The organism is [Clostridium] cellulosi (assembly GCF_036762875.1).
GTDB classification, from domain to species: Bacteria; Bacillota; Clostridia; order Oscillospirales; family Ethanoligenentaceae; genus Ruminiclostridium_D; species Ruminiclostridium_D cellulosi.
In genome coordinates this window covers 1-23794 of the sequence record NZ_JBAIZF010000001.1, presented here as the reverse complement: position 1 = coordinate 23794, position 23794 = coordinate 1, and the positions used below count along the sequence as shown (strand labels likewise).

The following is a 23794-nucleotide window of genomic DNA, read 5'->3' as shown; positions in this document are numbered from 1 at the left end:
AAGTATATCATACCATATTCCGCTTGTCAAGTACCTTGTTGTCGTTTCTTCGCGGTTTTTGCCTCGCTCTCTTTGAGGCACGGCGCTTAGTATATCATACTCGAAACCGTTTGTCAACACCTTTTTTTCTGTGTCTTCTCGCGGTTTCTCCACCGCCCGTTTTTCCGCGGCGGGATATTTATTATATCTTATCCCCCTTCGTTTGTCAATACACAATTTCTTGCCAGTTCCTCGTCTCTTCCCTGCTATTCCGCAGGACGTTCAGCCTATCATATCAAACTGAACTTTGCAAGCGGCAAATTGTGTATTCTCTTGTGCGGTGTGCGCCCTAAGTTTAGGCCCTCTCAGGCCCGCTCTCCCGAGCGCTCATTTATCATATCAAAATCATTCCCCACTGTCAACAGTTTTTTTATCTTTCCTTTCGCTTTTTTGGGTGAAGCCTTAAAGCAGTCTTTTTTATATTATTCTCACATTCGTTGTAGTGTTACAGATAATTTCCTATTATATAATACTGTTCCCAATAGTATTATTTGCTTACGGCATTACTTCATAATTCTCGGAATCTGCGGCGAACGGGTCGCTGCTGTTGAACTTTCCGAGCACATGGTCTTTTTTGGACTTGAAGTTGAAATAGGTATAGCTAACTGTATTACGGTTTAAATAGTTGCCATTACTATCGACATAAACCGGGTCGTCAAATGTCGCGTCGACAAAGTACCACTTGCCGCCTATTTGAACCTCGTTCCACGCGTGGCCTCCGCCGTTGGCCGTACCCGTGACATAAAGTGACTTAATACCGACCGAGCTTAGAAGCAGTTTCATGGCCTGGGCATATCCAACGCATACGGCTTTGCGGTTGACAAAAGCTCCATAAGCACTGAAACTGTCTGGATGTGCATATATAGTCGGATCTTCCGCGGCTTTAATGTCATAAGAACACCATTTTATGAGCTTATCGTGAATTGCTTTCTCTTTCTTATAATCTGTAGAAAGTCCGTCTGCCGCAGAAAGAATCTTCAACGCCATTGTCCTATACTTTTTCCTCATGCCTGGTATATTCTTTTTGTCATACCTATATTCGAAATCAAATGTGTATTCCGTTTTTGTATTGCGTTCGATATAACGCAGATTAATACCTTTTATATAGAAAACTTCCACGTGGTCATAAAGAAAGTACTGATATACCTTTTTCATATTTGTAGGACTTAAGGTTGATGTAATCGAAACTGAATCTTTGATATTGTGAACCGCGTCAACAATCTGGCAGTAAGCGCTTCTTTCTTCGTTGTTAAGCAGTGACTTGCCGTATTCATACACCGTCAGGCCGTCCATACCGGTTTTGCCCCAGACGCTTTTAAGGTCCTCCGCGGCAGCAGGTTTTGATACGGACGACTGTTTAGTATTTTCAGCATTTGAGTCTGGAGTTTGCGTAACTGGCGCAACAGGTATTGCCGGATTTTTGCTAATTCCTGAGGGGCCTCCGCCAGAATGTAAAGACTCAGCCGCCTCACTAATATCGTATACTGCGTTCACTATCCCTGACGCCGCGTTATCGAGCGCATTCATTGCTCCGCTCATCAGAGTTGTGAGGCTATTGTTGAATCCGAATATGTAACTGCATGTGTTGATAACAACCACGCCTGCTATTCCGACAGTTAGAACCAGCAGGAATGCAGATATAATTCTTTTAAAAATTCTCATTTTAAATACCTCAAGAATCTATAATCATAGTTTCGTTTACAACTCTTTCTGCGGCATAAATGCACGCAGGCTTAATTATCTCAATTTGCACCGGCTTCTTTAAAGCCAGATATAATCCTCCAGCATATTATATTATACTATAAACCAAGTCTTCATTGAATACTTTCTCATTAATTGCTTATTATTTCAATTCAGCGCAAATCTCATATAATAATCTGGGAGGTGGTAACGATGCACTGCCCTGACGGAATCAGCGGTTCGGAATACATAGAACTTATTGCGGCAGTTGCTATTGCCATTTCCCAGAAACTCGATGTTAAAGAGACATTTTGGGTAGCTGAATTTCTTCAGGCAGTAAGTTATCAGCTCTTTACTCTCGCAGCGTTCAAGGAAGCGGAAAGAGCGAGGAAAAAGAAGAAACCATAGATAAAACTTTTTGGGAATGGCGGTTAATCTAATCTATGCGGGAATTGGCAGATACAAAATATAAAAAGGTGCCGCTCTCCAAAGCATATTGAACGTTCGGTATAGAATACCCGGAATTATACAGGGTTATAATGAAACTGCGGCGGTTTTGCTATAAAATCAAAACCGCCGTTTTTTCTTGCAGATAAATCGGTAATGCTAAATATAAATTTATCTTGATAATACTTTTTCAGCAAAGGGCTTTTTATTGTTTATAAACCCCGTCGAAATCGCCTTTGCTTTCTCCGTATCGCGCCCCATCTGCTCTTTCAGCCTGTCAACGGATTCAAATTTCATCTCTGGGCGCAAAAACTCTATAAGGTCAACCTGAATAACCTTGCCGTACAAATCCCCGTCAAATCCAATTATATAGGTCTCCGAGCCAGCCACTTCATTGCTTGAAACCGTCGGTTTTACGCCGATATTGGTGACCGACGGATAAAGTGTATCGCCCACATGGGTTACCGACGCATATACACCGAAACGCGGCAAAAGCTGGGGCGGCGGCAAAAGCTGATTTATAGTCGGCGTTCCGAGCACGCGCCCAAGCCGGCGTCCGTGGACAACCTCCCCGTAAACGGCAAAGGGCCTTCCAAGCAGCTCCATTGCGCATTTTACATCGCCGGAAGCGATACAGGAACGTATCCTCGTGGAACTAAGCGGTTTCCCGCCGACGCAAACAGGTTCAGTGGTATACACCTTTATCCCTTTCGGTCTGCAAATCTCATCGAGGCGGCGGACATCTGCCGACGCGCCCTTTCCGAAACGATAGTTAAACCCGCAGCTTATATATTTCACATTGAGCTTTTCAGTCAGCAGGTCAATGAATTCCTCTGGCTCCAAATTCCGCACCTTGTCAAAGTCAAGATAAATACAAAAGTCCACTGACATCGACTCAAGTATCTTTTCCTTTAAGGCAGGGAGCGTAATCTCTGGTACGGGACGCCCGTCCGCTTTTTTCCCGGGGTTGTGAGAAAATGTAACAACGGCGGTTTTAAGTCCCTGACTCAACGCCTTGTTTATGACCTCAGCGTGACCCAAATGCACTCCGTCAAAGTAGCCCAGTGCCGCAGAAACAGGCTCTTTGATCCTATTCAATTCCGACAGATTATATATTTCCGTTTTAAATAACCTCCCCGCTATTTAGTGGGATTTCCCGGTTGAAATGACATTTTACATTAATCTGTCTTTTTTCTTTATTGGATTCGCCGAGCCCTAAAAATATATCCGCATATTTTACCCGGCATAACCCGCTTTGCGGAGCACCGTGCAGCCTGTCGAATGACAACGCCCCGCCGTTTCGGAACCTGACAGCCTGGTTCTTAGTTATATGAATCTCAGGCAGTTCCTTAAACAATTCTTCTACATTAAGTATAACTGTATCCAGTTTATCCTCTTCGGCAAGCCTTTCTGCCTCATCAAGGGTGATACACGAGGTTAAATCGAAGCCAGCGGCATAGGTCCGCCGCAGTGACGACATCGTGCCGCCGCAGCCGAGCTTATCACCAATATCCTCGCAGAGCGTTCTTATGTATGTCCCTTTGGAGCAATACACGTCAATTAAGTAATCACCGCTGCTCTCATCCCGGCCGGTGACACCAATATCATAAATAGTGATATCCCGGGGCTTGCGTTCAACATAACCGCCCTCCCGCGCAATATCGTAAAGGTGCCTGCCGCCCGATTTCAGCGCCGAATACATAGGCGGTATCTGCTTTATGTTACCTTTAAAGGAAAGCGCCGCCGCTTCAACCTGCTCCGGCGTTGCAGATACTTCAGAGGTCGCAAGGACTTTTCCGGTTATATCCCCGGTATCGGTTTTAATGCCAAGCCTCAGTCCGGCAGTATATCTTTTGTCATGGTTGAGTAAAAGCGGTATAGCCTTTGTCGCACCGCCTAAGAAAATGGGGAGTACCCCGGTCGCCATCGGGTCGAGGGTTCCGGCGTGGCCCACCTTTCGCTCATTGGTAAGGCTGCGCACAATAGCGACAACATCGAAAGATGTCATCCCTGACGGTTTGTCAATGCAGATTACGCCGTTCATGTTGTGCCTTCTCCCTCGATTTTTGCTAACTCTTCACCGACCGCGTCAAGTATCGCCTTCTTTGCCTCCTCAAGGGTGCCTTCTACTCTGCACCCGGCGGCTGCGGCATGGCCTCCCCCGCCAAGGGTTGCGCATATTTTTGACGCATTGAGCGTTCTGCCGGTTCTCAGCGATATCTTATAGCTGCCGTCTTTTTTCTCCTTGAGCGTTATGCCTGCCTCAACGCCCTCTATCCGCGCAGGCAGCGACGGGAGGCCGTCGGTATCGGAATCCGAAACGCCGGTTTTCTCTTCCATCTCATTTGTAATGGTAATAACAGCGGCGCGCCCGTCAAAATAGTATTCTATCGTATCAAGCACCATGCGCTCAAGCTCCAGCCTTGCGCGCGACGTGGTTTCAAACAGCTTTTTGTTGATTGTGGCAATGTCCGCCCCGTAGTCAACCATTGCTGCCGCTGTCCTCAGCGTTTTTGACGTAGTATTGGAATATCTAAAGCACCCTGTGTCCGTAGCCAACCCTGTATATATACAATTAGCAATATCTTTGTCATACTCTACTTCAAGTAATGGTATTATATCTGCCATAATTTCGCAGGTAGCGGCGGCTGTAGGGTCAAGCACGGTAAAAGCGGCGTATTTCCCGTTTGAGGGATGGTGGTCTATACACAATCCCACTTTGTCGGAAAAGGGGGCAAGCTGTTCGCCCATTAATTCTGTCGACGCAACGTCAGAAGCGACAATAAGCCCGGGTTCAAAGTCGAATGACTCCAATCCTTCAAAGATATAACTGAATTTTTTCGGAAACTCATCGTTGCAAATGACCTTGGCCTTTTTCCCCAGTTTTAACAGCGCTCGGCACAATCCGAACGCCGAACCTATTGTATCACCGTCCGGTGATTTATGCGTCAGTATAAGAATATTATCGGCGCTTTTCAATATCTCGGCTGCCTTTTGCAACGCTGCGTTCCGCTCGAGTTCATTCACTGTCCCAGGCATTGTCCTTCCCCTCCGAAGTGCTAATTTCACTTTATCCTATTTGTATTATTAAGTGACAATATTACTTATTAAGCTCATCTAACATCTTTGAAATACGGGCGCTTTCCTTAATTGACTCGTCACCAATAAACTTTATTTCCGGTGTTTTTCGTATATGAATCCTTCGCGCAAGCTCGCTGCGGACATATCCTGCTGCATTGTTGAGCACTTTGACACTTTCTTTCATGTCGCCGCCTATGACGCTGACATAGACTTTAGCGTATGAAAGGTCGGATGAAACTGTAACCTTAACTACACTGATAAGACCGCTTATCCGAGGGTCTTTGATGGTTCGCAGTATATCAGTTATCTCTCTTTTTATATCTTCAGTAAGTCTGTCCATCCTGTAACCCGGCATAAAAATACCTCCGTCCTGTAAAACCGATAAGTAAAAAACTTTTCTTAACCGGCCTTAACAAATCGCATAAACTCAACGGTCGCCTCGCGGCGACCGCTTCTATATACAAAATGTATAAAATATTTAATTTTTTACGGTCTGCAGTAAACACCCGTCAATATTATTTCCGGGCATTACTCTCGGTATTCTTCGATAACAAAGACTTCAAAGATGTCGCCGACTTTGATATCGTTGAATTTTTCAAGGCCGATACCGCATTCATAACCCTGAACAACTTCCCTTACGTCGTCTTTAAAGCGTTTCAAGGAAGCTATCTTATCCTCCGCAACAACAACGCCGTCGCGAACAACGCGTATCTGTGCGGTTCTTGTAACCTTTCCTTCAAGCACATAAGAGCCGGCAATCGTTCCGACACTGGATATCTTATAAATCTGTCGTACCTCAACTCTGCCGAGCTGAACCTCGCGGGTTTTCGGCGCGAGCATACCCTTCATAGCCGACTTTACTTCTTCAATGCAGTCGTAAATGACGCGGTACATGCGCATCTCGACACCGGCGAGCTCAGCATTGTGCCTTGCGTCGGAGTCCGGTCTTACGTTAAATCCGATGATAATTGCATTTGAAGCCTCTGCAAGCTTAACATCGTTGTCGGTAATAGCACCGACGCCGCCGTGGATGACTTTGACGCGGACTTCGTCGTTTGACAGCTTTTCGAGCGACTGGCGAACCGCTTCAACCGAGCCCTGAACATCGGCCTTTACAATGAGGTTAAGTTCCTTGATTTCGCCTTCGCGCATCTGGCTGAACAGATTGTCAAGCGTAACTTTCTGATAGCTCTTGAACTGCTCTTCTTTTTCGCGCTGGCGGCGCTGTTCGACAAGCTCCTTCGCCATGCGTTCATCCTGAACAACGTGGAAGATATCGCCCGCTTCAGGCACCTCTGAAAGTCCCGTTACCTCAACAGGCACCGACGGACCTGCGCTCTTTATACGCTTGCCGTTTTCATCGCTCATAACACGGATATGGCCTACGGCTGTACCGGCGATGACAATATCGCCCGTATGGAGTGTGCCGTTCTGAACAAGCATTGTGGCGACTGGGCCTCTGCCCTTGTCAAGCCTTGCCTCGATTACGGCACCCTTTGCCGCCCTGTTCGGGTTCGCCTTAAGCTCCTTCATATCGGCGACAAGCTGTATCATCTCAAGCAGTTTGTCAATATTCTCATGTTTTACAGCAGAAACTGGCACGCAGATGGTGTCGCCGCCCCATTCTTCTGGAACGAGCCCCTGTTCTGTCAGCCCCTGCATTACCCTTTCAGGATTTGCACCCGGTTTATCAATTTTGTTAATAGCGACGATGATAGTTACATTTGCCGCCTTTGCATGGTTAATAGCCTCGATCGTCTGGGGCATAATACCGTCGTCTGCTGCGACGACAAGGACGGCAATATCGGTGATTTGGGCACCTCTGGCACGCATAGCCGTAAAGGCCTCATGTCCCGGCGTGTCGAGGAATGTAATTTCTCTGCCGTTTACCTTAACTCTGTAAGCACCGATATGCTGTGTAATACCGCCGGCTTCGCCTGCCGCGACATTGGTATGGCGGATAGCGTCGAGCAGCGAGGTTTTGCCGTGGTCAACGTGGCCCATTACGCAGACAACCGGGCTGCGCGGCTCCAGATCCTCTTCCTTGTCCTCGCTGTCGTCGATAAGGCGGTCCTCAATAGTGACGACGACTTCCTTCTCAACCTTTGCGCCGAGCTCCATCGCCACCAAGGCCGCAGTATCATAGTCGATGACATCCGAAACAGACGCCATGACGCCAAGGGATATGAGTTTCTTTATAACGGTTGCAGCGGTCATCTTGAGCCTTGAGGCAAGTTCGCCGACAGAAATCTCGTCCGGAATACTTACCTTGATAGGCTGTTTTTTCTGCTTTTCAAGCTGCTGAATCCTGCGCAGCTTTTCGGCGTCGCTCTCGCGGCGGGCATAATAGGGCTTGCGGTCGGCAGATTTTTGCTTAATCTTCTGCTTGCCCTGCAAGTTGCTCGCCCTTCTTGACTGCTGTGGGGCTATTTCCTCATAGCGTTCGTCGTACTTGTCAAGCTCCACCTCAACGCCGCGCGTATCAATATATCTTACAGCGCCTGTTTTGGTCTTCTGCGTCTGAGGATGGGCCTTTTTCTGCGGCTTGTTCTGTATCTTCGGTATGTTAAATGGCTGCGGGGCAGTATTCTGCGCTTGCTGGTGCTGCTGAGCGCCCTGGCTCTGTTGTGACTTTGGAGCCTGCTGCGCCGTACGCTGCTGGCCTTCGGCCTGACCCTGCGCGCGCTGCTCCACATTCTGCGCATTGCCTTTGTTAGCCGCAGTACGGCTACTTGCCTTCTCAGTTTGCTGCGCGGCCGTTTCCTTTTTGCGCGCTGCAGCCTGCTTTTGCGGCTGTTTTGCTGTATCTGCAGCCTGAGCCTTGGCCGGTTCTTGATTTTGTTTTGCTTCGGCCTTAGGCTTTTCAGCCTTTGCCTTAGTTTCGGTCTTCTTAGAACCTGCTGCCTCGGCTCCTGCGCTTTCTGCCGTCTGTTTTGCTGCCGTCTTTGTAGCTTTTTGTTTTTCCTGAGCTGCTGCCTTTGTTTGCTTTTCAGACTTCTTTGGCTCAGGCGGAGTGTCTGCCGCAAAATATTCGTCAAAACTCTCGACTGACTTTTCCCTGGTGTAATGCTCAAAAATCAGGTTTAGCTCTTCTTCAGTCAAGGCCGTCATATGTTTATGCGGTTCTTCATAGTATTTTGCCAATAAATCGATTATTTCTTTGCTTGGTACCCCAAGATCCTTTGCCACTTCATGAACTCTATATTTTATTATCATATATTGCCCTCCAATCTGCCGCTGTGCAGCAAGAAAAATAAAGTTAACGCTTCCACGGCGGCAAAATAGGAAGCCGAGACCGTTTAGCGCGAAAATTACATTTTTTTATTTTTTATAAAACCGTTTTTACGCGGTATTGCCGTTCTGGCCCGCAATTTCTGCGATCCTGTCAGCAATAGATTTATCAAGAACCGCTATGACGGCAGTATCACTGCGCCCTATAGCAGCTCCGAGCTTGGACTTTGAAACCATAAGCTCCGTTATTCGTGTTTTATATTCATCACACGCGTCATGTATCTTTTTTGATGTCCTTTCCGACGCGTCGTCCGACAAAAACACACCCTTTGCGCGGCCCTTAAAGACATCCTGCATCACCGCGTCAAAACCAAATGTAACCTTTCCCGCTCGACGCGCAATGCCGATAAGTCCGAGGATTTTTTCCGTCGTGTCATTTTTCCGATCATTATTCATCGGCGGCAAGTTCCTCCTCAAGACGAGAATATAATTCATCCGGCAAGGCGCATCCAAATGCCTTTTCAAGCCTTTTCTGCTTTTTGGCCTTTTTCAGACAATCCGGATTTTTGCAGATATATGCTCCCCTGCCCGGTTTTTTTCCGGTAACGTCAAGGGAAATCTCTCCCTCGGCGTTTTTGACTATGCGAACAAGTTCTTTTTTGGGTTTCATTTCTCCACATCCTGTGCACATACGCAAGGGCACTTTTCTTTTCCGCATAAAATCCTCCGTTTCTCAGGTAAATTTCATTTATATTATAAGCTGTTTTTGACTGCCTGTCACTTAAATCAATTCACTTTCGTATTGATTTTCGCTTTCTTCATTTTTCTTTTCTGAAACGGCAGCCTCAAATGCAGCGGCCATTGCAGTTTTGGGAATCTCTTTGTTCTCACTAAACATCTGCATATCGCTTTCTGGCTTTATATCTATCCTCCAACCGGTGAGTTTGGCGGCAAGCCGTACATTTTGGCCTTTGTTGCCTATTGCAAGGGAAAGCTGGTCATCAGGCACTATGACCCTTGAACGGCGCTCTTCACGATTGGCTGTTACCGATATTACCTTTGCCGGAGCCAATGCTGCGGCTATATATTTTGTAATCTCATCTGAATACAGGATAAGGTCAATCTTTTCTCCTGCGAGTTCTTTGCTTATATTGTTGACGCGCCCGCCTTTCGGCCCAATGCAGGCTCCGATTGCGTCCACGTCAGGATTCTTTGACATAACCGCAACTTTTGTGCGGGAACCGGGTTCTCTGGCTATACCCATTATCTCAACGGTGCCGTCGAAAATCTCCGGTACTTCCAGCTCGAAAAGGCGGCGAATGACGCCCGGATGTGTCCGCGACACAATTGTCCTCGTTCCCTTTTCGGTGGTTTTGACCTCGGCGATATACACCTTTATATGGTCGCCTTCATGCAAAGCCTCACCTGGAAGCTGTTCGTTTGGAGGCATGATGGCCTCGGTGCGCCCGATTTCAATATATGCCGTTTGGGTATTCTTGTCGATTCTCTGGATAACGCCGGTCACCAGCTCATGCTGACGGCTCATAACCTCATTTGCGATGACCTCGCGTTCTACCTCGCGGATACCCTGTCTTATAACATGCTTTGCAGTCTGCGCGGCTATTCTTCCAAAATCGTGGGTATCGAGTTCAATCTCAACCTCTCCGCCGACTTCCGCTTTTCGGTCTATATTCCTGGCTTCTTCAAGCAGAATTTCACTTTGAGGGTCTTGAACCTCTTCGACAACCTTTTTGCGCAGTGCTACTTTCAGCACACGTTTTTCAGGATCTATTTCAACAACTGTATTGTCACCTGTTTTATAGTTATGCTTAACCGCTATATTCAAAGCATTAGCAATTTTTTCAGCAAGATAGCCCTTTGGTATTCCCTTTTCCTTCTCCAGGGCTTCGAGTGCATCAAAAAACTCTGCATTCATTTTTCGTGATTCCTCCAAATCGTATATAATATCAAATATTGTCTATCAGTCATCGTAGTCATAGTCAGCAGCAGCCCTTATATAAGCAGCTTCACTGCGTTTTATAACCAATACGCCTGCGTCCGGTGTTTCAATTTCAACGGCTGTTCCATCATATGACTTTAATATGCCGTCTATATCTCTAAGGCCGCTGCTGTTTGGACGAATCAGTCTCACTTTGACCCTGTTTCCAATGTATTTTTCAAAATGCCAGTCCCTTTTCAGCTCACGCTCTATACCTGGCGATGATACCTCAAGGCAGTAACTCTGATCAATAGGGTCTACGCGGTCAAGCTCCTTATCGAGCGCGCGGCTCATATTCTCGCAGTCGTCAATGGTAACTCCCTCGTCTTTGTCAATAAAAACCCGAAGATAGTATGACGCACCTTCTTTGACAAATTCAACGTCCCAAATTGTGAGACCGAGCCGTTCAGCTATAGGATTTGCCAGCTGCTCGACCACAGTCACGACGTTTCCTTTGCGGGATGCCATTTATATTCCCCCAAACAAAAACAAAAGAGCGGGTTTCCCCACTCTCTTTTCATTCACTCAAGACTAATACTTATATTATAACTCATTATAGCAATTTTGCAATAGATTTTTTCAAAATTTCTTCATCTTTGAATAATATTTCTCTTAAATATCTGATTACTGTAAATGCAGATTAATATGCCTCTTTGCCACGCAGTGTCCGCCGCGCCTAACCTTCCCTATACTCCAACGCTTGAGCGGCGGGCCGCCACGTATTGAATTAACGGGCAAAAGCAGCAAAACACTTTTTTGAGCCGACCTTTCCCTCAAACAGGTATCCGTCTTCGCTGGCCGCCGTAAATATCGTTATTTTGTCGCCTAAGAGGGCCTCGTTCGAATATTCAATCTGAAACTCCTTAAGTTCCCTTTCGGAAAGGCTGCCGGGAAAATAGTCGCACATAATATCGGCATAAACGGTATTGTTCATATGGGAGTTGCAGTCAATGTCAGAAAAACGCACTTCCCTTATACCGGCCATCTCTGCGTCTTTCGGCATTACAATCCGGCGGGGCTTTACATCAACCGCCCATTCATTGGCTTCCGGCATCGGAAACGGGAACATTGAGGGACGAATAATGCGGTGAGTATCAGGATTGGCGGTAACCCAGTTGGTTTGCGCCTCAATGAGAGGCTCTCCCTCTTCGGACAGTAACCGCACACAACGGACAAAAGCAACCCCTTCATATCCGTGAAACCATGTCTCAGCAGTAATGATATCATCACAGCGCGGATATGAATTAATTTTAACACACTCCTTGACAAGCAGAAAAACAATGCCTTTTGAGCGCATATATTCATATGAAAGCCCGTCCTGTTCAAGATGTCTGCACGCTACTTCCTGTATAATCCTCAAAATAGATGAAGGTTTCAGTCTTCGGTTCATACCAACGTCATATGAAGTTATTCTCACTTTAAGCCTAAACTTTTTATCCAATCACATCAACCCCGCAAAATTCAGCAAATTTTGCTTTCCCTATTAGCAAAATTAAATCACAAGACAGCAACTTCGCCTGAAATTATGTCCCCAAAAGATTTAACACAAGTTTTTGCCGCCTTATTACGCAAATGGTTTGCAGTATAATTTCTGATCGTTTTTAACATACTTTAAACATTGTTAATTTAAGCCATAATAACAAATCAAACGCATTAAATCAAGTTTGGTTCATTTTATTGACGAGGGTGTTAATATTTTTATCTCCGTTTAGTGCAATCTTTACAAAATTTAAGTGTCCTATTCAGTTATAATAGGGCACTTTTTTATAATGCAAAATTAATATGTTGTTTGTTTAAAGTTTTCAACAAGTGTTGAAAACTTTGTTGAAAACTTATTTTATAACATCGCAACCCATGTACGGACGCAGAACTTCCGGAACGGTTACCGAGCCGTCGGCGTTTTGGTAATTCTCCAAAATGGCGGCAACTGTGCGCCCTACTGCGACGCCCGAACCGTTGAGGGTATGCACATACTGGGCTTTGTCCCGCGGGTTGTCCTTGAAACGTATTGATGCCCTGCGGGCCTGGAAATCTTCAAAATTGGAGCAGCTCGAAATCTCAACATAACGGCCGTAAGACGGCATCCAGACCTCGATGTCATAGGTTTTCGCCGCAGAGAATCCGAGGTCGCCTGTGCAAAGGCAGACAACGCGGTACGGCAATTCAAGCGCCTGTAAAACCCTCTCGGCGTCGTTAGTAAGTTTTTCCAATTCTTCGTATGAATTTTCAGGGCGCACAAACTTAACAAGCTCAACCTTGTTGAACTGATGCTGGCGGATAAGGCCGCGGGTATCCCTGCCGGCGCTGCCCGCCTCGGCCCTGAAGCACGCGGAATAAGCGCAGTATTTAATCGGCAGTTTTTTGCCGTCGAGAATCTCGTCGCGGTGCATATTCGTTACAGGCACTTCCGCCGTTGGAATGAGGAAATAATCGTCGTTTGCGACGCGGAATGCATCCTCTTCAAACTTTGGAAGCTGGCCTGTGCCAATCATAGAAGCGCGGTTCACCATATACGGCGGGAATATTTCCGTATATCCATTGACTTCTGTATGAAAATTAAGGTAGAAGGTATAGACTGAACGCTCAAGCCTTGCGCCAAGCCCCTTATAGAAATGGAACCTGGCGCCGGTAACTTTTGCCGCTGTTTCCGGATCAAGGATACCCAACGCTTCCCCGAGTTCCCAATGGGGTTTTGGCTCAAAATCAAACTTTCTCGGCTCGCTGTAACGGCGGACCTCTACATTATCCTTGTCGTCGCGGCCAATTGGGCAGCTCTCATGCGGTATATTCGGAATCGCAAGAAGCATGTTGCGGAGCTTTTCCTCTACTTCGTGGATCTTCGCGTCGTTCTGCTTTATCTGTTCAGACAGCTCCTTCATGCGCTGCAGTACCTGAGCCGCTTCATCGTTCTTATTTTCCTTGCGCAGCACCGGAATTCTTTTGCTTTCGGCATTCTGCTCGGCTTTTAATTTGTCAGTAGCTTGGATTAGGTCACGGCGTTCATTGTCAAGCGCGATAACAGCATCAATATCTATATCCTTATTTCTGTCCCGCATTGCCTTTTTGACCTTTTCAGGGTTGTTTCTTATAACTTTTATGTCCAGCATTAGTATTTCCTCCTGTTAAATTCGCTGTATTCTTAAAACCATCATTCCCCGGCAAGGGTCTTTGACAGTTCCTTCAAATCTTCTTCGCCATAGAATTCAATTTGTATTACACCTTTGTTTTTGCCCGTAACAACGCTGACTTTCCGCCCGAGGCGTTCAGTCAGGCAGCGTTCGACCTCGCTTTCAAGCACGCCGCCCCGCGCTGCGGGCTTGCGTGAGGGCGGAACCCCTCCCTGCAGCCGTTTTACAAGCTTTTCGACCTCGCGGACAGACAATCCTTTTGCGATTACCTCATCTGCTACCTTTTTGATGTCCGCCTTATTCTCAAGGGCGAGCAATGTCCTCGCATGTCCCTGTGAAAGCCTGCCGTCCTCGACCATCTTCAGCACTTCATCCGGGAGCGACAGCAGCCTTAAAGCATTGGCGATAACAGGGCGCGATTTTCCGACCCGCTGGGAGACCTCATCCTGGGTGAGATTGAAGGTTTCCATCAACTGTTTATACCCGTGGGCCTCTTCTATCGGGTTCAAATCTTCCCTCTGTAGGTTTTCGATAAGGGCGATAGCCATAACCTGCTCATCGCTCAAGTCTTTTATTATAACTGGGACTTCTGTTAGCCCCGCCATGCGCGAAGCGCGCCATCTGCGTTCGCCTGCGACCAACTGGTACCCGCCGCCGGGAATGGGGCGCACCACCAAAGGCTGCAAAACACCGTGCTGCTTTATCGAATCCGCAAGCTGTGCCAGCGAGTTTTCATCAAAATTCTTTCGGGGCTGGCCTCTGTTCGGCTCAATCTCGCTTATCTTCAGTGTTACAGCGCCGCCTGTTTCTGTATCTGCCGCGTTGTCGGCGAACAGCGCGTCAAGTCCTTTGCCCAAACCGCGTTTAGTCATGCAGTCACCCCGCTGTTCTGTTCAATTATTTCCAATGCGAGAGCGCGGTATGCCTCTGTGCCTTTTGAGGCTTTATCATAATATATTACCGGTTCGCCGAAACTCGGCGCTTCTGAAATTCGGACATTTCTCGGGATAACCGTCTTATAGACCTTTCTCGGGAAGAACTTCTTGACCTCTTCGACAACCTGCAAAGTCAGGTTAAGACGGCCGTCAAACATCGTCAGCAGAACACCCTCTATATCTATTGACGGATTATACAGCCTTTTTACCGTCCTGACGGTCGCCATAAGCTGTGACAATCCCTCAAGGGCATAATATTCGCACTGTGCTGGAACCAAAAGCGTATCCGCAGCCGTCAATGCGTTAATCGTTATGAGCCCAAGGGACGGCGGGCAGTCGATAATGATAAAATCATAACTATATCTTAACTCAAGAAGGGCATTTTTAAGCATGCTTTCCCTTCCCTTTGTATCGACAAGCTCAATTTCCGCTCCGGCAAGCTCAATCGTAGATGGCAGGAGGTCCACATTCTTAAATTTTGTATGTATAAGAATCTCCGATGCTTTTGCTTCACCTATCATTATATCGTATGTCGACGTCTTGACATCCCTTTTGTTAATTCCAAGACCGCTTGTCGCATTGCCCTGCGGGTCTATATCGACAAGGAGTGTCTTTTTATTGTTCTCACCAAGTGCGGCACATAGATTAACTGAAGTCGTGGTTTTCCCGACGCCGCCCTTTTGGTTCGCGATTGCAATGACCTTGCCCAATTTCAGTCCTCCCGCATTTTTTGTACTATATTTTGATTATAGCACAACATGCGGATTATTTAAAGGAAAACCCTTCATAATTAGACAATTTATAAATTAATAGGACTCAATCCAGATATAAATGTTTCATGTGAAACAAAAGCGGCCGCTTAAAATTAAGCGGCCGCTTTTGCTGTATTATTACGCAAGCTTTTCAAGCTGTTTTTCTGTTTTGGGGATTCTCACCGTATATTCATAATAATCGTCGAATTCCTGCCTCTTCGCAACAGCGTTTATGCCAGAACGCCTCATAAGGTCAATCGCGTTATTGATAGTATTAAAGAATATCCGTATGTCTTTTATAACCGACAGCCGTTTTCCTTCATTGACAGGCTCACGGGGATTTTTAATGGCTTCAACCAGCCTTTCGGTTTCTTCAACATTATAGTTATGCTTTTCAATTTCAGAAAGGGCGATCTCGCGCTGCTGCGAGTTTAGTTTCAAAAGTGCTCGCGCGTGCCTCTCTGTAAGCCCGAGCCTCATAATCGTTTCCTGTTCCGAGCTGCTTAGCCGTAGAAGCCGCAGCTTATTTGCTATTGTGGACTGGGCCTTTCCGAGCCTGTCTGCCACTTCCTCTTGTGTCAGCCCGCACTGCTCTATAAGCGCTGCTATGCCAGCCGCCTCATCAAAAAAGTTTAGATCCTCCCGCTGCAGGTTTTCAATAAGGCTCATTACCGCAGACTGAGTGTCGTCGAGATTGACAGCGATACAAGGAACGGATGTATAACCGGCCATAATCGCGGCCCTTAACCTGCGTTCACCTGCAACAAGTTCGTACTCGCCGTTTTCTTTCTCACGAACTGTCAGGGGCTGTAGTATCCCGTTGCGCCTGATACTTTGCGCCAAAGACAACAGCGAGTCGGTATCAAAGGTATGCCGCGGCTGCTGAGGGTTAGGCAGTATCGAAGCAACAGATACCTGAATAACGCGGCAACTGCTCATTTTCCTGTCTTTATTCAGCCAACTCATATAAGCACCCCATTTGTGACGTCCTGCATTTTAATCTATGCTTCTATAATATCACAAACAGGATAATTTTTCCAGTTTTTTCGTACGACTAATTCTTTTCTTTTTCGACGCGAAGACTTTTAAGGTTTTCAACATGTTTTTATCTTTCTGTTTAAAACTTTTCCGTCACAACGGGGCTTTCGCTATCTTTGCAGACGGCCGCGGATATTTCGCCGGCGTATCAGCAATCTTGCTTATTACAATTATTGTGCGGGCGATATCCGTGCCGGGCAGTGTATATTCGCTTACAGACTCAATCTTTCCCCCCAGCGTTTTTATTGCGTTTTTCGCTTCGCTGATTTCCTCTTCTACATCGCCTGCTTTCATGGCGATAAACGCTCCTCCCGTTTTAAGGAGTGGTATGCAGTATTCTGCGAGAACACGCAGTTTCGCGACAGCTCTGGCAAAAACATAATCGAAACTTCCACGCAATTGAGGCTGTCTGCCTGCGTCTTCCGCCCTTGAGTGCAGACACTCGAACTGCTGAAAATTCAGCTTTTCTTTTACGTTTTCAAGAAATTTAATTCTCTTTCCGAGGCTGTCTATGCAATAAAGTGAGATATCTTCCCGTACAATCTTTACAGGTACACCGGGAAAACCGGCGCCGCAGCCAACGTCAGCTATTTTTGCGTCTTTTTTTATATCCGCGTATTTTAAAAGAGAAAGGCTGTCCACATAATGTTTAACCGCTATCTGTTCCGGTTCAGTAATTGCCGTCAGGTTCATAACCTTATTCCATTCCAGCAGCTCACCGGTAAAGGCCTCAAACTTTTGAAGCGCTGCCTCATCAAGCTCAATCCCCAGCGCCTTCGCGCCCGAGATTAGTTTTTCTTTTAAAATATCCAATGTCCGGCCTCCTTGTTTCATGTGAAACAATTACTTGTTCTGTTCAAGATATATTAACAATACTGAAATATCCGCTGGGTTTACCCCTGATATCCTTGAAGCCTGCCCGATGTTCTCTGGGCGAACCTTGTTAAGCTTCTCCTGGGCCTCTATGCGGAGTCCTTTTACTTTTGAATAATCTATATCTTTCGGCAGCTTCTTTTGCTCCAGTCTCTTCATCTCGTTTATCTTGGCCATCTCGCGTTTTATATAGCCTTCATATTTAATAGAAATCTCAACCTGTTCAGTTACTGCCTGCGGCAGCGGCTTCCTGTCTACATCAAAAGGCGCAAGGTCTTCATAGGAAATCTGCGGACGCTTCAGCAGCTCTGAAATCTTTATTCCTGTTTTAACCGGCGCCGTCCCTTTTTTTACCAGCAAGGCGTTGAGCTCATCAGAAGGGGGAATGGTGACATTCTCAACCCTTGCCCTCTCCTCTTCAATCATCTTCTGCTTTTTGAGAAAACGGGCATAACGCTCCTCTGAGATAAGCCCTATTTCATGCCCTATCGGCGTCAGCCTCGCGTCGGCATTATCTTGCCTTAACACAAGCCTGTATTCCGAGCGCGAAGTCATCATGCGGTATGGTTCTTTTGTACCTTTTGTAACCAGATCGTCGATAAGTGTCCCTATATATGAATTTGCCCTGGTGAGTACCAGCGGCTCGCGCCCCAATACCTTCAGTGCTGCGTTGATACCGGCGACAAGCCCCTGGGCCGCCGCCTCCTCATATCCAGAGGTTCCGTTAAACTGCCCAGCCCCATAAAGTCCAGAAATCTTTTTAGTTTCCAGCGTTGGCTTGAGTTCAAGGGGATTAATGCAGTCATATTCTATCGCATAAGCGGTTCTCATAATCTTCAGGTTTTCAAAACCGCGGATTGTGTGCAGAAATTTTTCCTGCACCTCCTCAGGCAGCGAAGACGAAAGCCCCTGCAGATACATCTCGTCCGTATCAAGCCCCATCGGTTCAATGAAAAATTGATGTCTTTTTTTATCAGAAAAACGCACGACTTTGTCCTCAATGCTCGGGCAGTATCTTGGCCCGATACCTTCTATGCGCCCGCCGTAAATCGGCGACCTGTGGAGATTTTCTCTTATAATTCTATGGGTTTCCTCATTTGTATAGGCTATATGGCAGACGACCTTGTTTGTCAGCTTTTCGTCCGTATCAAAAGAGAACGGTACAATCGGTTCATCCCCGGGCTGTTCTTCAAGGCAGGAGAAATCTACGCTGTTTTTGTTTACCCTTGGTGGCGTTCCGGTCTTAAACCGCATCAGTTCCAGCCCCAGCGCCCGAAGGGAATCTGAAAGGCCCTTTGCGGCAAACATGCCGTCTGGCCCTCCCTCATAATTTACTTCGCCGATATGAATACGCCCCTCAAGGTATGTGCCGGTGGCTATTACCACTGCCTTTACATCATAAACCGCGCCCAGCCGTGTGACAATTTGACTCACCTTGCCGTCTTTCGCTCTGATTTCGACAATTTCTGCCTGCTTTAAATCGAGACCCTTCTGAGTCTCCAGCGTATGTTTCATATAATCATGGTATTTTCTTCTGTCGCTCTGAACCCTGAGGGAATGGACGGCGGGGCCTTTTCCTCGGTTGAGCATGCGGCTTTGAATACAGGTTTTGTCCGCAGCCTTTCCCATCTCGCCGCCTAATGCGTCAATTTCTCTGACTAAATGCCCTTTGCCTGTCCCCCCTATTGACGGGTTGCAGGGCATATTGCCAATAGCGTCAAGATTCATTGTAAATATTATTGTTTTGCAGTTCAGTCTCGCCGCCGCAAGCGCCGCTTCAATGCCAGCGTGTCCCGCGCCTATGACGGCGACGTCGTAACTTCCAGCATAATATTCCACTGTTCCACGTTCCTTCCGGTTTAACGCATTGCTGTTCGTTTACTGTAGATTTATTAATACTATTTGTATAATCTTTATTTTCCTATACAGAATTTGCTGAAAACCCTGTCGATAACTGAATCAGATGCCCTTTCTCCGGTAAGCTCAAATATGGCGTTTAACGCGTCGTCGATGAAAACGGTGACAGCATCAAGGGTAAAACCTTTTTCCACCGTATCAATAGCCATATTGATTGCTTCATCTGCCCGCTTGACGCACTCCAACTGCCGCAGGTTTGCAAGATATGCGGCGCTTGGATCAAATGATGAAGTCCCGATAATCTCTTTTATCTTCTCTTCGAGTTTCTCTATTCCCTCTTGTTTTCCCGCTGAAATATAAACTACGGGTTTAATTCTATTCTCTATATACGATTTGTTAATTTTTAAGGGCAGATCACACTTGTTTACAACAGCGATTACATTCCTGCCTGATGTTTGCTCAATGATTTTTTTATCATCATCTGTCAGTTCCTTTGAACCGTCAAAAACCGCGAGTATTAATTGGGCATCATCCAATTTTTCTTTAGCCCGTTTGACTCCGATACTTTCAACCGGATCATCGGTTTCTCTTATTCCCGCCGTATCCCACAGCTTCAAAACGACGCCGGCAAAAGCAACGCTGTCCTCTACAACATCTCTGGTTGTTCCGGGAATCTCCGTCACTATACTTTTTTCATAACCGGATATGGCGTTCATCAGCGTTGACTTCCCTACATTCGGCCGCCCTATGATTACTGTTTCAACGCCCTCTTTGATGATTCTTCCGCGGCTATAGTTATCACGCAGCTTTTCAAGCTCGTTTTTTACGTCACTTAGTGTGTTTATAAGTGTCTTGGGTTCGAGAGATGGCACGTCCTCATCGGGAAAATCTACCCAAGCAGTGATATCCGCGGACAATTCTATGAGGCTTTTCTTCACCTTTTCGATTTCCTTGAAAAGTGCACCCTTGTGCTGTGAAAGCGCAGCCCGTGCCGCGGTCTCTCCCTGAGCACTGATAAGATCCATCACTGCTTCCGCTTCTGTCAAATCCATTTTCCCATTAAGGAAGGCCCTTTTAGTAAATTCGCCGGGCCCGGCCGGTCTTGCACCAGATTTTATCGCTGCTTCCAAAACCCGTCTTAATATATAAACGCCGCCGTGGCACGACAGTTCAACGACATTTTCGCCGGTAAAGCTGTGTGGCTCTTTGAAAACCAGTGCAACACACTCGTCGATATCCGTTTCCTCGTCATGAACAATCCCGACAGCGGCAGTGTTTGCCGGCATATCCATTAATTTTTTTCCGCTGTTGGACCGCCAAATCTTATCCGCAATCAAAAAGGCGTCATCTCCCGATAACCTGACGACACCAATTCCGGCTGGATAAAGTGCTGTTGATATTGTGGCTATTGTTTCGCTCATTTTTATCCCCTTAAATCTAACACAAATCCGGGGGTTTCAAGCCCCCGGATTTTTAATAAGTATATTATAGCACGTTGCGATATAATTATCAGTGTTGACGCGGGCCTCTCCAATTCTTTTGGCCGCCTTCAGTTCCTATTACTACACGTCTGTTCGGATCCTCGCCGATAGACCATGACGCTGCTCCTTTAACCTCCTGAACAGCCGTATGGATAATACGTCTTTCGTATGGATTCATTGGTTCAAGTGTTGTACTGCGTCGGGTTTTAACCGCATTCTGGGCGATGCGGCGTGCCAGTGAAGTTAGCGTTTTTTCTCTTTTCTCACGGTAATTGCCTGTGTCGATGGTAATTCTCTTATATTCATCTTCTCCGCGGTTAGCGACGAGCGAGGTTAGATACTGTATAGCGTCCAGGGTTTCTCCCCTGTGTCCAATTATTACGCCAAGCCCTTCACCTTTGAGATCAAAAAGAATACCACCGTCAGTTTCCTTTGTTTCTATTGTCACGTTAGGAAGATTCATTTTACTGAGAATCTCCATGAGATAGTTCTTAGCTCTCTCTTCAACTGTTTCCTTGACAGTTACCTTTACCTTTGCATCAGAAGCTCCAAGCAGTCCGAGCAGCCTTTTTGACGGCAATTCAAGAATTTCTACATCAACATTATCCCTGTCAGCGTTAAGCATTTTACAAGCTGATTGTATTGCTTCTTCTACCGTTTTTCCGGTGGCAACGACTTCACGTTTCAATTATGGCACCCCCGATATTTAAAGTGAAGATCAAACCACGTCTTCACTTTCAGAAATTGACCACTTGCGTTATTTTTGCTCTTCTCTCATCTGTCTCGATTTAGCCAAACGTCTTCTCTGCTCTTCTTTTATTTGGCTTCTGCTCTTCTGACCCTTGGAATTAAGTTTCACCTGCTGCTTGGGCTGTTCTTCATCCTTTTTCTGCGCCGGTTGAGGCTTTGAATTGTTTGTTTCAGCCGCTTGCATTTTCTGCATTTCTAAGGCCTTCTGGGCCATCTTCTGCCAACGGGTTAGCTTTAATGTTCCGTTTGCAATGGCCTGTCGCCGCTGCTCAGCTCTAATTTCCGACTGTTTGACGAGTTTGTCAAGACTGTAGAATTTTTGAAGTATCAATACTTGAATTATAATGAAAAGGTTTGTGATAACCCAGTAGAAACCTACAGCAGCCGGCATCAAAGTTGACAGCCATGCGGACCAGATAGGCAACACAAACGGAAAGATAAATTTATTCATGCTGCTGCCCGGCTGGCCCTCTTGCATTTTGCTTGTCATCTTGAAACTCAGCCAAGACGAAAGCGCCTGCGTTATATAGCACAGGATTGGAATTGCAACAAGCGCTGTCAGCGCAAACTTTGGATTTTCAGAAAGGTCAATGCCTAAGAAATTAAAATCAATTGATTTAGCATTGCCAAGGAAACCGAGCTTGTCCATATGTCTTCCCATTTCCTTGGCCATATAAATCTGGATTTTGGGGTCTGTGGAGTGAATGTTGCTGCCAAAATCTTTGGTAATAAATGGCATTAAAATACCTTTCATTTTGTCAACAACACTCTGCGGATACCACATTATATATGTCAGCGGGTTATATACAACATTATACAAACCGTACAGGATAGGGATCTGGACCAGCGCAGGAAGACAGCCTGCAAGGGGGTTATAGCCTTCCTCCTGATACAGCTTTGACATCTCTTCCTGAAGTTTTTGCCTGTCTTTTGCATACTTTTTCTGCAGTCTTTCCATCTTCGGCCTCATTCTCAGCATCTCGGCCGAAGATTTCTGCTGCTTAACAGCCAGCGGGAAAAGTGCTATACGGGTCAATATAGTAAACAGGATAAGCAATACCGCGTAATTGGGGATGAATGTGAAGAAAAATTTTAGGATTGCACCAAGAGGGTAGCATATGATTGCATTAAAAGCATTTATTAATGCAGAAAATATATTCATTTAATTTCCTCCGTGATTTCGGACATTTCACCTGAATCTTTTCGAGGGATAGGTTTGCGGAACGGGGTCAAAACCGCCTTTAAAAAACCTATTGCATCTTAATATTCTCTTTACTGCGAGAATTCCGCCCCTTAACACTCCAAATCTCGAAATTGCCTCAACCGCATATGACGAACAAGTCGGATAATATCTGCAATGGGGCGGTGTAAACGGTGAAATATATTTTTTATATAAATTTATAAGTAAAATTATTATTTTCTTCATAAATCAAAGCAATTATTTTTTAATCACATCTGCGGAACACATTATGTCTCTCATAATGCTGGCCAAATACTGCATCTTTATCGTACAGGTGCGTGTCCGCGCCACAAAAATGAAATCGTATCCCAAAGACAACTCATTTTCTATTTGCCGGTAAGCTTCCCTTATTACGCGCCGCGCCCTGTTTCGGCTGACAGCGTTTCCGATTTTTCGGGAAGTCGTTATGCCAACACGGTTATATGGCAGGTTATTCTTTAATATATATACAACTAATGAAGCGTTAACAAATGAACGTCCCTTTTTATAAATCCGCTTGAACTCGTAATCATTCTTTATAGAAACCGTATTAATAATTTCCTCCATTGCTGATTCATAATGTTTGAAACCTCCACCGTTTTACGATGAAGATTTCAAACACTTTTTGCTCACCGGTAAACAAAAAGACCACTTTCAGTGGCCTTAGAATCAGTAGGTTAAACGTTTCCTACCCTTGGCCCTGCGGCGTGCAAGAACCTTACGTCCGTTTCTCGTGGCCATTCTTTTGCGGAAACCGTGTTCTCTTTTTCTATGAATCTTTTTAGGTTGGTATGTTCTTTTCAATCCGAAAACCCCCTTTGTGAAGCGATTGTCAATTACATCCCGAATAAAAGAAATAAAAATAATGTTAAAAAATGAGTAATTGACAGATAGACATATTACTCAAATATTATATAATAACTATTTTATCTGTGTCAACAATATTTTGAATCATATCCGGTGATTAATGATAAGCCTTTACCCCGGGAAAAAACATATCTCATCTCAATTTTACTTTTTCCAAGCCGATAATACATTTGATCTAATTAACGGCTTGGATTTTTTAGTCTTTAAACATATTTTTTCCTATATATTTATTTTCATTTTCACGCTCATTTATACTTAATATTTTATATAAGAATAAACTATGCCTGTTGAATTGTAGGTTTGTCAAAGATATGTTACACCGAGGGACAAAAAATCATGCAGTACCTTTTTAGGTGACTGCCATTTAAGCGGACGCATAGGAAAAGCATTATATTTACGGTTATGAACAGCCAGTTG

The 23794-nt window shown here is 45.7% G+C and carries 24 protein-coding genes; 1 reads left to right on the top strand and 23 read right to left on the bottom strand.

Going from position 1 to position 23794, the window contains the following annotated elements:
* Positions 1–534 precede the first annotated feature (534 nt).
* On the bottom strand, positions 535–1701 hold the full coding sequence (locus V6C21_RS00120; protein ID WP_479268028.1) for a transglutaminase domain-containing protein: 1167 nt from the start codon (positions 1699–1701) through the stop codon (positions 535–537).
* 231 nt (positions 1702–1932) lie between these two features.
* On the opposite strand from V6C21_RS00120, the gene V6C21_RS00115 reads away from it, so the two are divergent.
* The gene (locus V6C21_RS00115) at positions 1933–2127 is read left to right on the top strand and encodes a hypothetical protein (RefSeq protein ID WP_034837990.1); all 195 of its coding nucleotides are present in this window, start codon (positions 1933–1935) and stop codon (positions 2125–2127) included.
* A 210-nt stretch (positions 2128–2337) separates the two neighbouring features.
* Here the strand turns inward: V6C21_RS00115 and V6C21_RS00110 are convergent, their stop codons facing one another.
* The 22 genes from V6C21_RS00110 to rpmH form a co-directional block, all read right to left on the bottom strand.
* Positions 2338–3264 (bottom strand): bifunctional riboflavin kinase/FAD synthetase, encoded by a 927-nt coding sequence (locus V6C21_RS00110; RefSeq protein WP_052659921.1) that lies wholly within the window; start codon positions 3262–3264, stop codon positions 2338–2340.
* 25 nt (positions 3265–3289) lie between these two features.
* Complete coding sequence (truB, locus tag V6C21_RS00105; protein WP_479268027.1) at positions 3290–4210, bottom strand: tRNA pseudouridine(55) synthase TruB; 921 nt, start codon at positions 4208–4210, stop codon at positions 3290–3292.
* Positions 4207–5205, bottom strand: coding sequence for a DHH family phosphoesterase (locus tag V6C21_RS00100; RefSeq protein WP_045085876.1), 999 nt, complete (start codon positions 5203–5205; stop codon positions 4207–4209). The genes truB and V6C21_RS00100 overlap by 4 nt, the downstream gene beginning before the upstream one ends.
* A 61-nt stretch (positions 5206–5266) precedes the next feature.
* Positions 5267–5602 (bottom strand): 30S ribosome-binding factor RbfA, encoded by a 336-nt coding sequence (rbfA, locus tag V6C21_RS00095; RefSeq protein WP_034837997.1) that lies wholly within the window; start codon positions 5600–5602, stop codon positions 5267–5269.
* 173 nt (positions 5603–5775) lie between these two features.
* Positions 5776–8463: a translation initiation factor IF-2 gene (gene infB, locus V6C21_RS00090; RefSeq protein WP_034838001.1), complete on the bottom strand. Its 2688-nt coding sequence runs from the start codon at positions 8461–8463 to the stop codon at positions 5776–5778.
* Between the two features lie 126 nt (positions 8464–8589).
* Positions 8590–8934 (bottom strand): L7Ae/L30e/S12e/Gadd45 family ribosomal protein, encoded by a 345-nt coding sequence (locus tag V6C21_RS00085; protein ID WP_034838004.1) that lies wholly within the window; start codon positions 8932–8934, stop codon positions 8590–8592.
* Positions 8927–9196 (bottom strand): RNase P modulator RnpM, encoded by a 270-nt coding sequence (rnpM, locus tag V6C21_RS00080; protein ID WP_034838007.1) that lies wholly within the window; start codon positions 9194–9196, stop codon positions 8927–8929. The genes V6C21_RS00085 and rnpM overlap by 8 nt, the downstream gene beginning before the upstream one ends.
* A gap of 63 nt (positions 9197–9259) precedes the next feature.
* The gene (gene nusA / locus V6C21_RS00075) at positions 9260–10414 is read right to left on the bottom strand and encodes a transcription termination factor NusA (RefSeq protein WP_479268026.1); all 1155 of its coding nucleotides are present in this window, start codon (positions 10412–10414) and stop codon (positions 9260–9262) included.
* Between the two features lie 45 nt (positions 10415–10459).
* Positions 10460–10945, bottom strand: coding sequence for a ribosome maturation factor RimP (locus V6C21_RS00070; protein ID WP_034838010.1), 486 nt, complete (start codon positions 10943–10945; stop codon positions 10460–10462).
* Between the two features lie 259 nt (positions 10946–11204).
* Positions 11205–11918 carry an acyl-[acyl-carrier-protein] thioesterase gene (locus tag V6C21_RS00065; RefSeq protein WP_045085878.1) on the bottom strand — a complete coding sequence of 238 codons (714 nt, stop codon included), beginning with the start codon at positions 11916–11918 and terminating at the stop codon, positions 11205–11207.
* A gap of 391 nt (positions 11919–12309) precedes the next feature.
* Complete coding sequence (serS, locus tag V6C21_RS00060) at positions 12310–13584, bottom strand: serine--tRNA ligase (RefSeq protein WP_034838015.1); 1275 nt, start codon at positions 13582–13584, stop codon at positions 12310–12312.
* Positions 13585–13625: 41 nt separating this feature from the next.
* A complete protein-coding gene (locus V6C21_RS00055) occupies positions 13626–14477 on the bottom strand; it encodes a ParB/RepB/Spo0J family partition protein (RefSeq protein WP_479268025.1) in 852 nt (283 codons plus the stop codon).
* Positions 14474–15250, bottom strand: a complete 777-nt coding sequence (locus V6C21_RS00050) for a ParA family protein (RefSeq protein WP_034838019.1) — start codon at positions 15248–15250, stop codon at positions 14474–14476. The genes V6C21_RS00055 and V6C21_RS00050 overlap by 4 nt, the downstream gene beginning before the upstream one ends.
* A 180-nt stretch (positions 15251–15430) precedes the next feature.
* Positions 15431–16258 carry a ParB/RepB/Spo0J family partition protein gene (locus tag V6C21_RS00045; RefSeq protein WP_479268024.1) on the bottom strand — a complete coding sequence of 276 codons (828 nt, stop codon included), beginning with the start codon at positions 16256–16258 and terminating at the stop codon, positions 15431–15433.
* A gap of 165 nt (positions 16259–16423) precedes the next feature.
* A complete protein-coding gene (gene rsmG, locus V6C21_RS00040; protein ID WP_479268023.1) occupies positions 16424–17143 on the bottom strand; it encodes a 16S rRNA (guanine(527)-N(7))-methyltransferase RsmG in 720 nt (239 codons plus the stop codon).
* Positions 17144–17173: 30 nt separating this feature from the next.
* Positions 17174–19042 carry a tRNA uridine-5-carboxymethylaminomethyl(34) synthesis enzyme MnmG gene (gene mnmG / locus V6C21_RS00035; RefSeq protein ID WP_479268022.1) on the bottom strand — a complete coding sequence of 623 codons (1869 nt, stop codon included), beginning with the start codon at positions 19040–19042 and terminating at the stop codon, positions 17174–17176.
* Between the two features lie 74 nt (positions 19043–19116).
* Positions 19117–20481, bottom strand: coding sequence for a tRNA uridine-5-carboxymethylaminomethyl(34) synthesis GTPase MnmE (gene mnmE / locus V6C21_RS00030; protein ID WP_479268021.1), 1365 nt, complete (start codon positions 20479–20481; stop codon positions 19117–19119).
* Between the two features lie 88 nt (positions 20482–20569).
* Positions 20570–21229, bottom strand: coding sequence for an RNA-binding cell elongation regulator Jag/EloR (gene jag, locus V6C21_RS00025; RefSeq protein WP_045085882.1), 660 nt, complete (start codon positions 21227–21229; stop codon positions 20570–20572).
* A 69-nt stretch (positions 21230–21298) separates the two neighbouring features.
* The gene (gene yidC, locus V6C21_RS00020) at positions 21299–22453 is read right to left on the bottom strand and encodes a membrane protein insertase YidC (RefSeq protein ID WP_479268020.1); all 1155 of its coding nucleotides are present in this window, start codon (positions 22451–22453) and stop codon (positions 21299–21301) included.
* A 27-nt stretch (positions 22454–22480) separates the two neighbouring features.
* Positions 22481–22717 carry a membrane protein insertion efficiency factor YidD gene (gene yidD, locus V6C21_RS00015; protein WP_034838030.1) on the bottom strand — a complete coding sequence of 79 codons (237 nt, stop codon included), beginning with the start codon at positions 22715–22717 and terminating at the stop codon, positions 22481–22483.
* A gap of 12 nt (positions 22718–22729) precedes the next feature.
* Entirely contained in the window at positions 22730–23077 is a 348-nt protein-coding gene (gene rnpA, locus V6C21_RS00010) for a ribonuclease P protein component (RefSeq protein ID WP_479268019.1), read from the bottom strand.
* A gap of 102 nt (positions 23078–23179) precedes the next feature.
* Positions 23180–23314 (bottom strand): 50S ribosomal protein L34, encoded by a 135-nt coding sequence (gene rpmH / locus V6C21_RS00005; RefSeq protein WP_084228865.1) that lies wholly within the window; start codon positions 23312–23314, stop codon positions 23180–23182.
* Between the last annotated feature and the right edge of the window lie 480 nt (positions 23315–23794).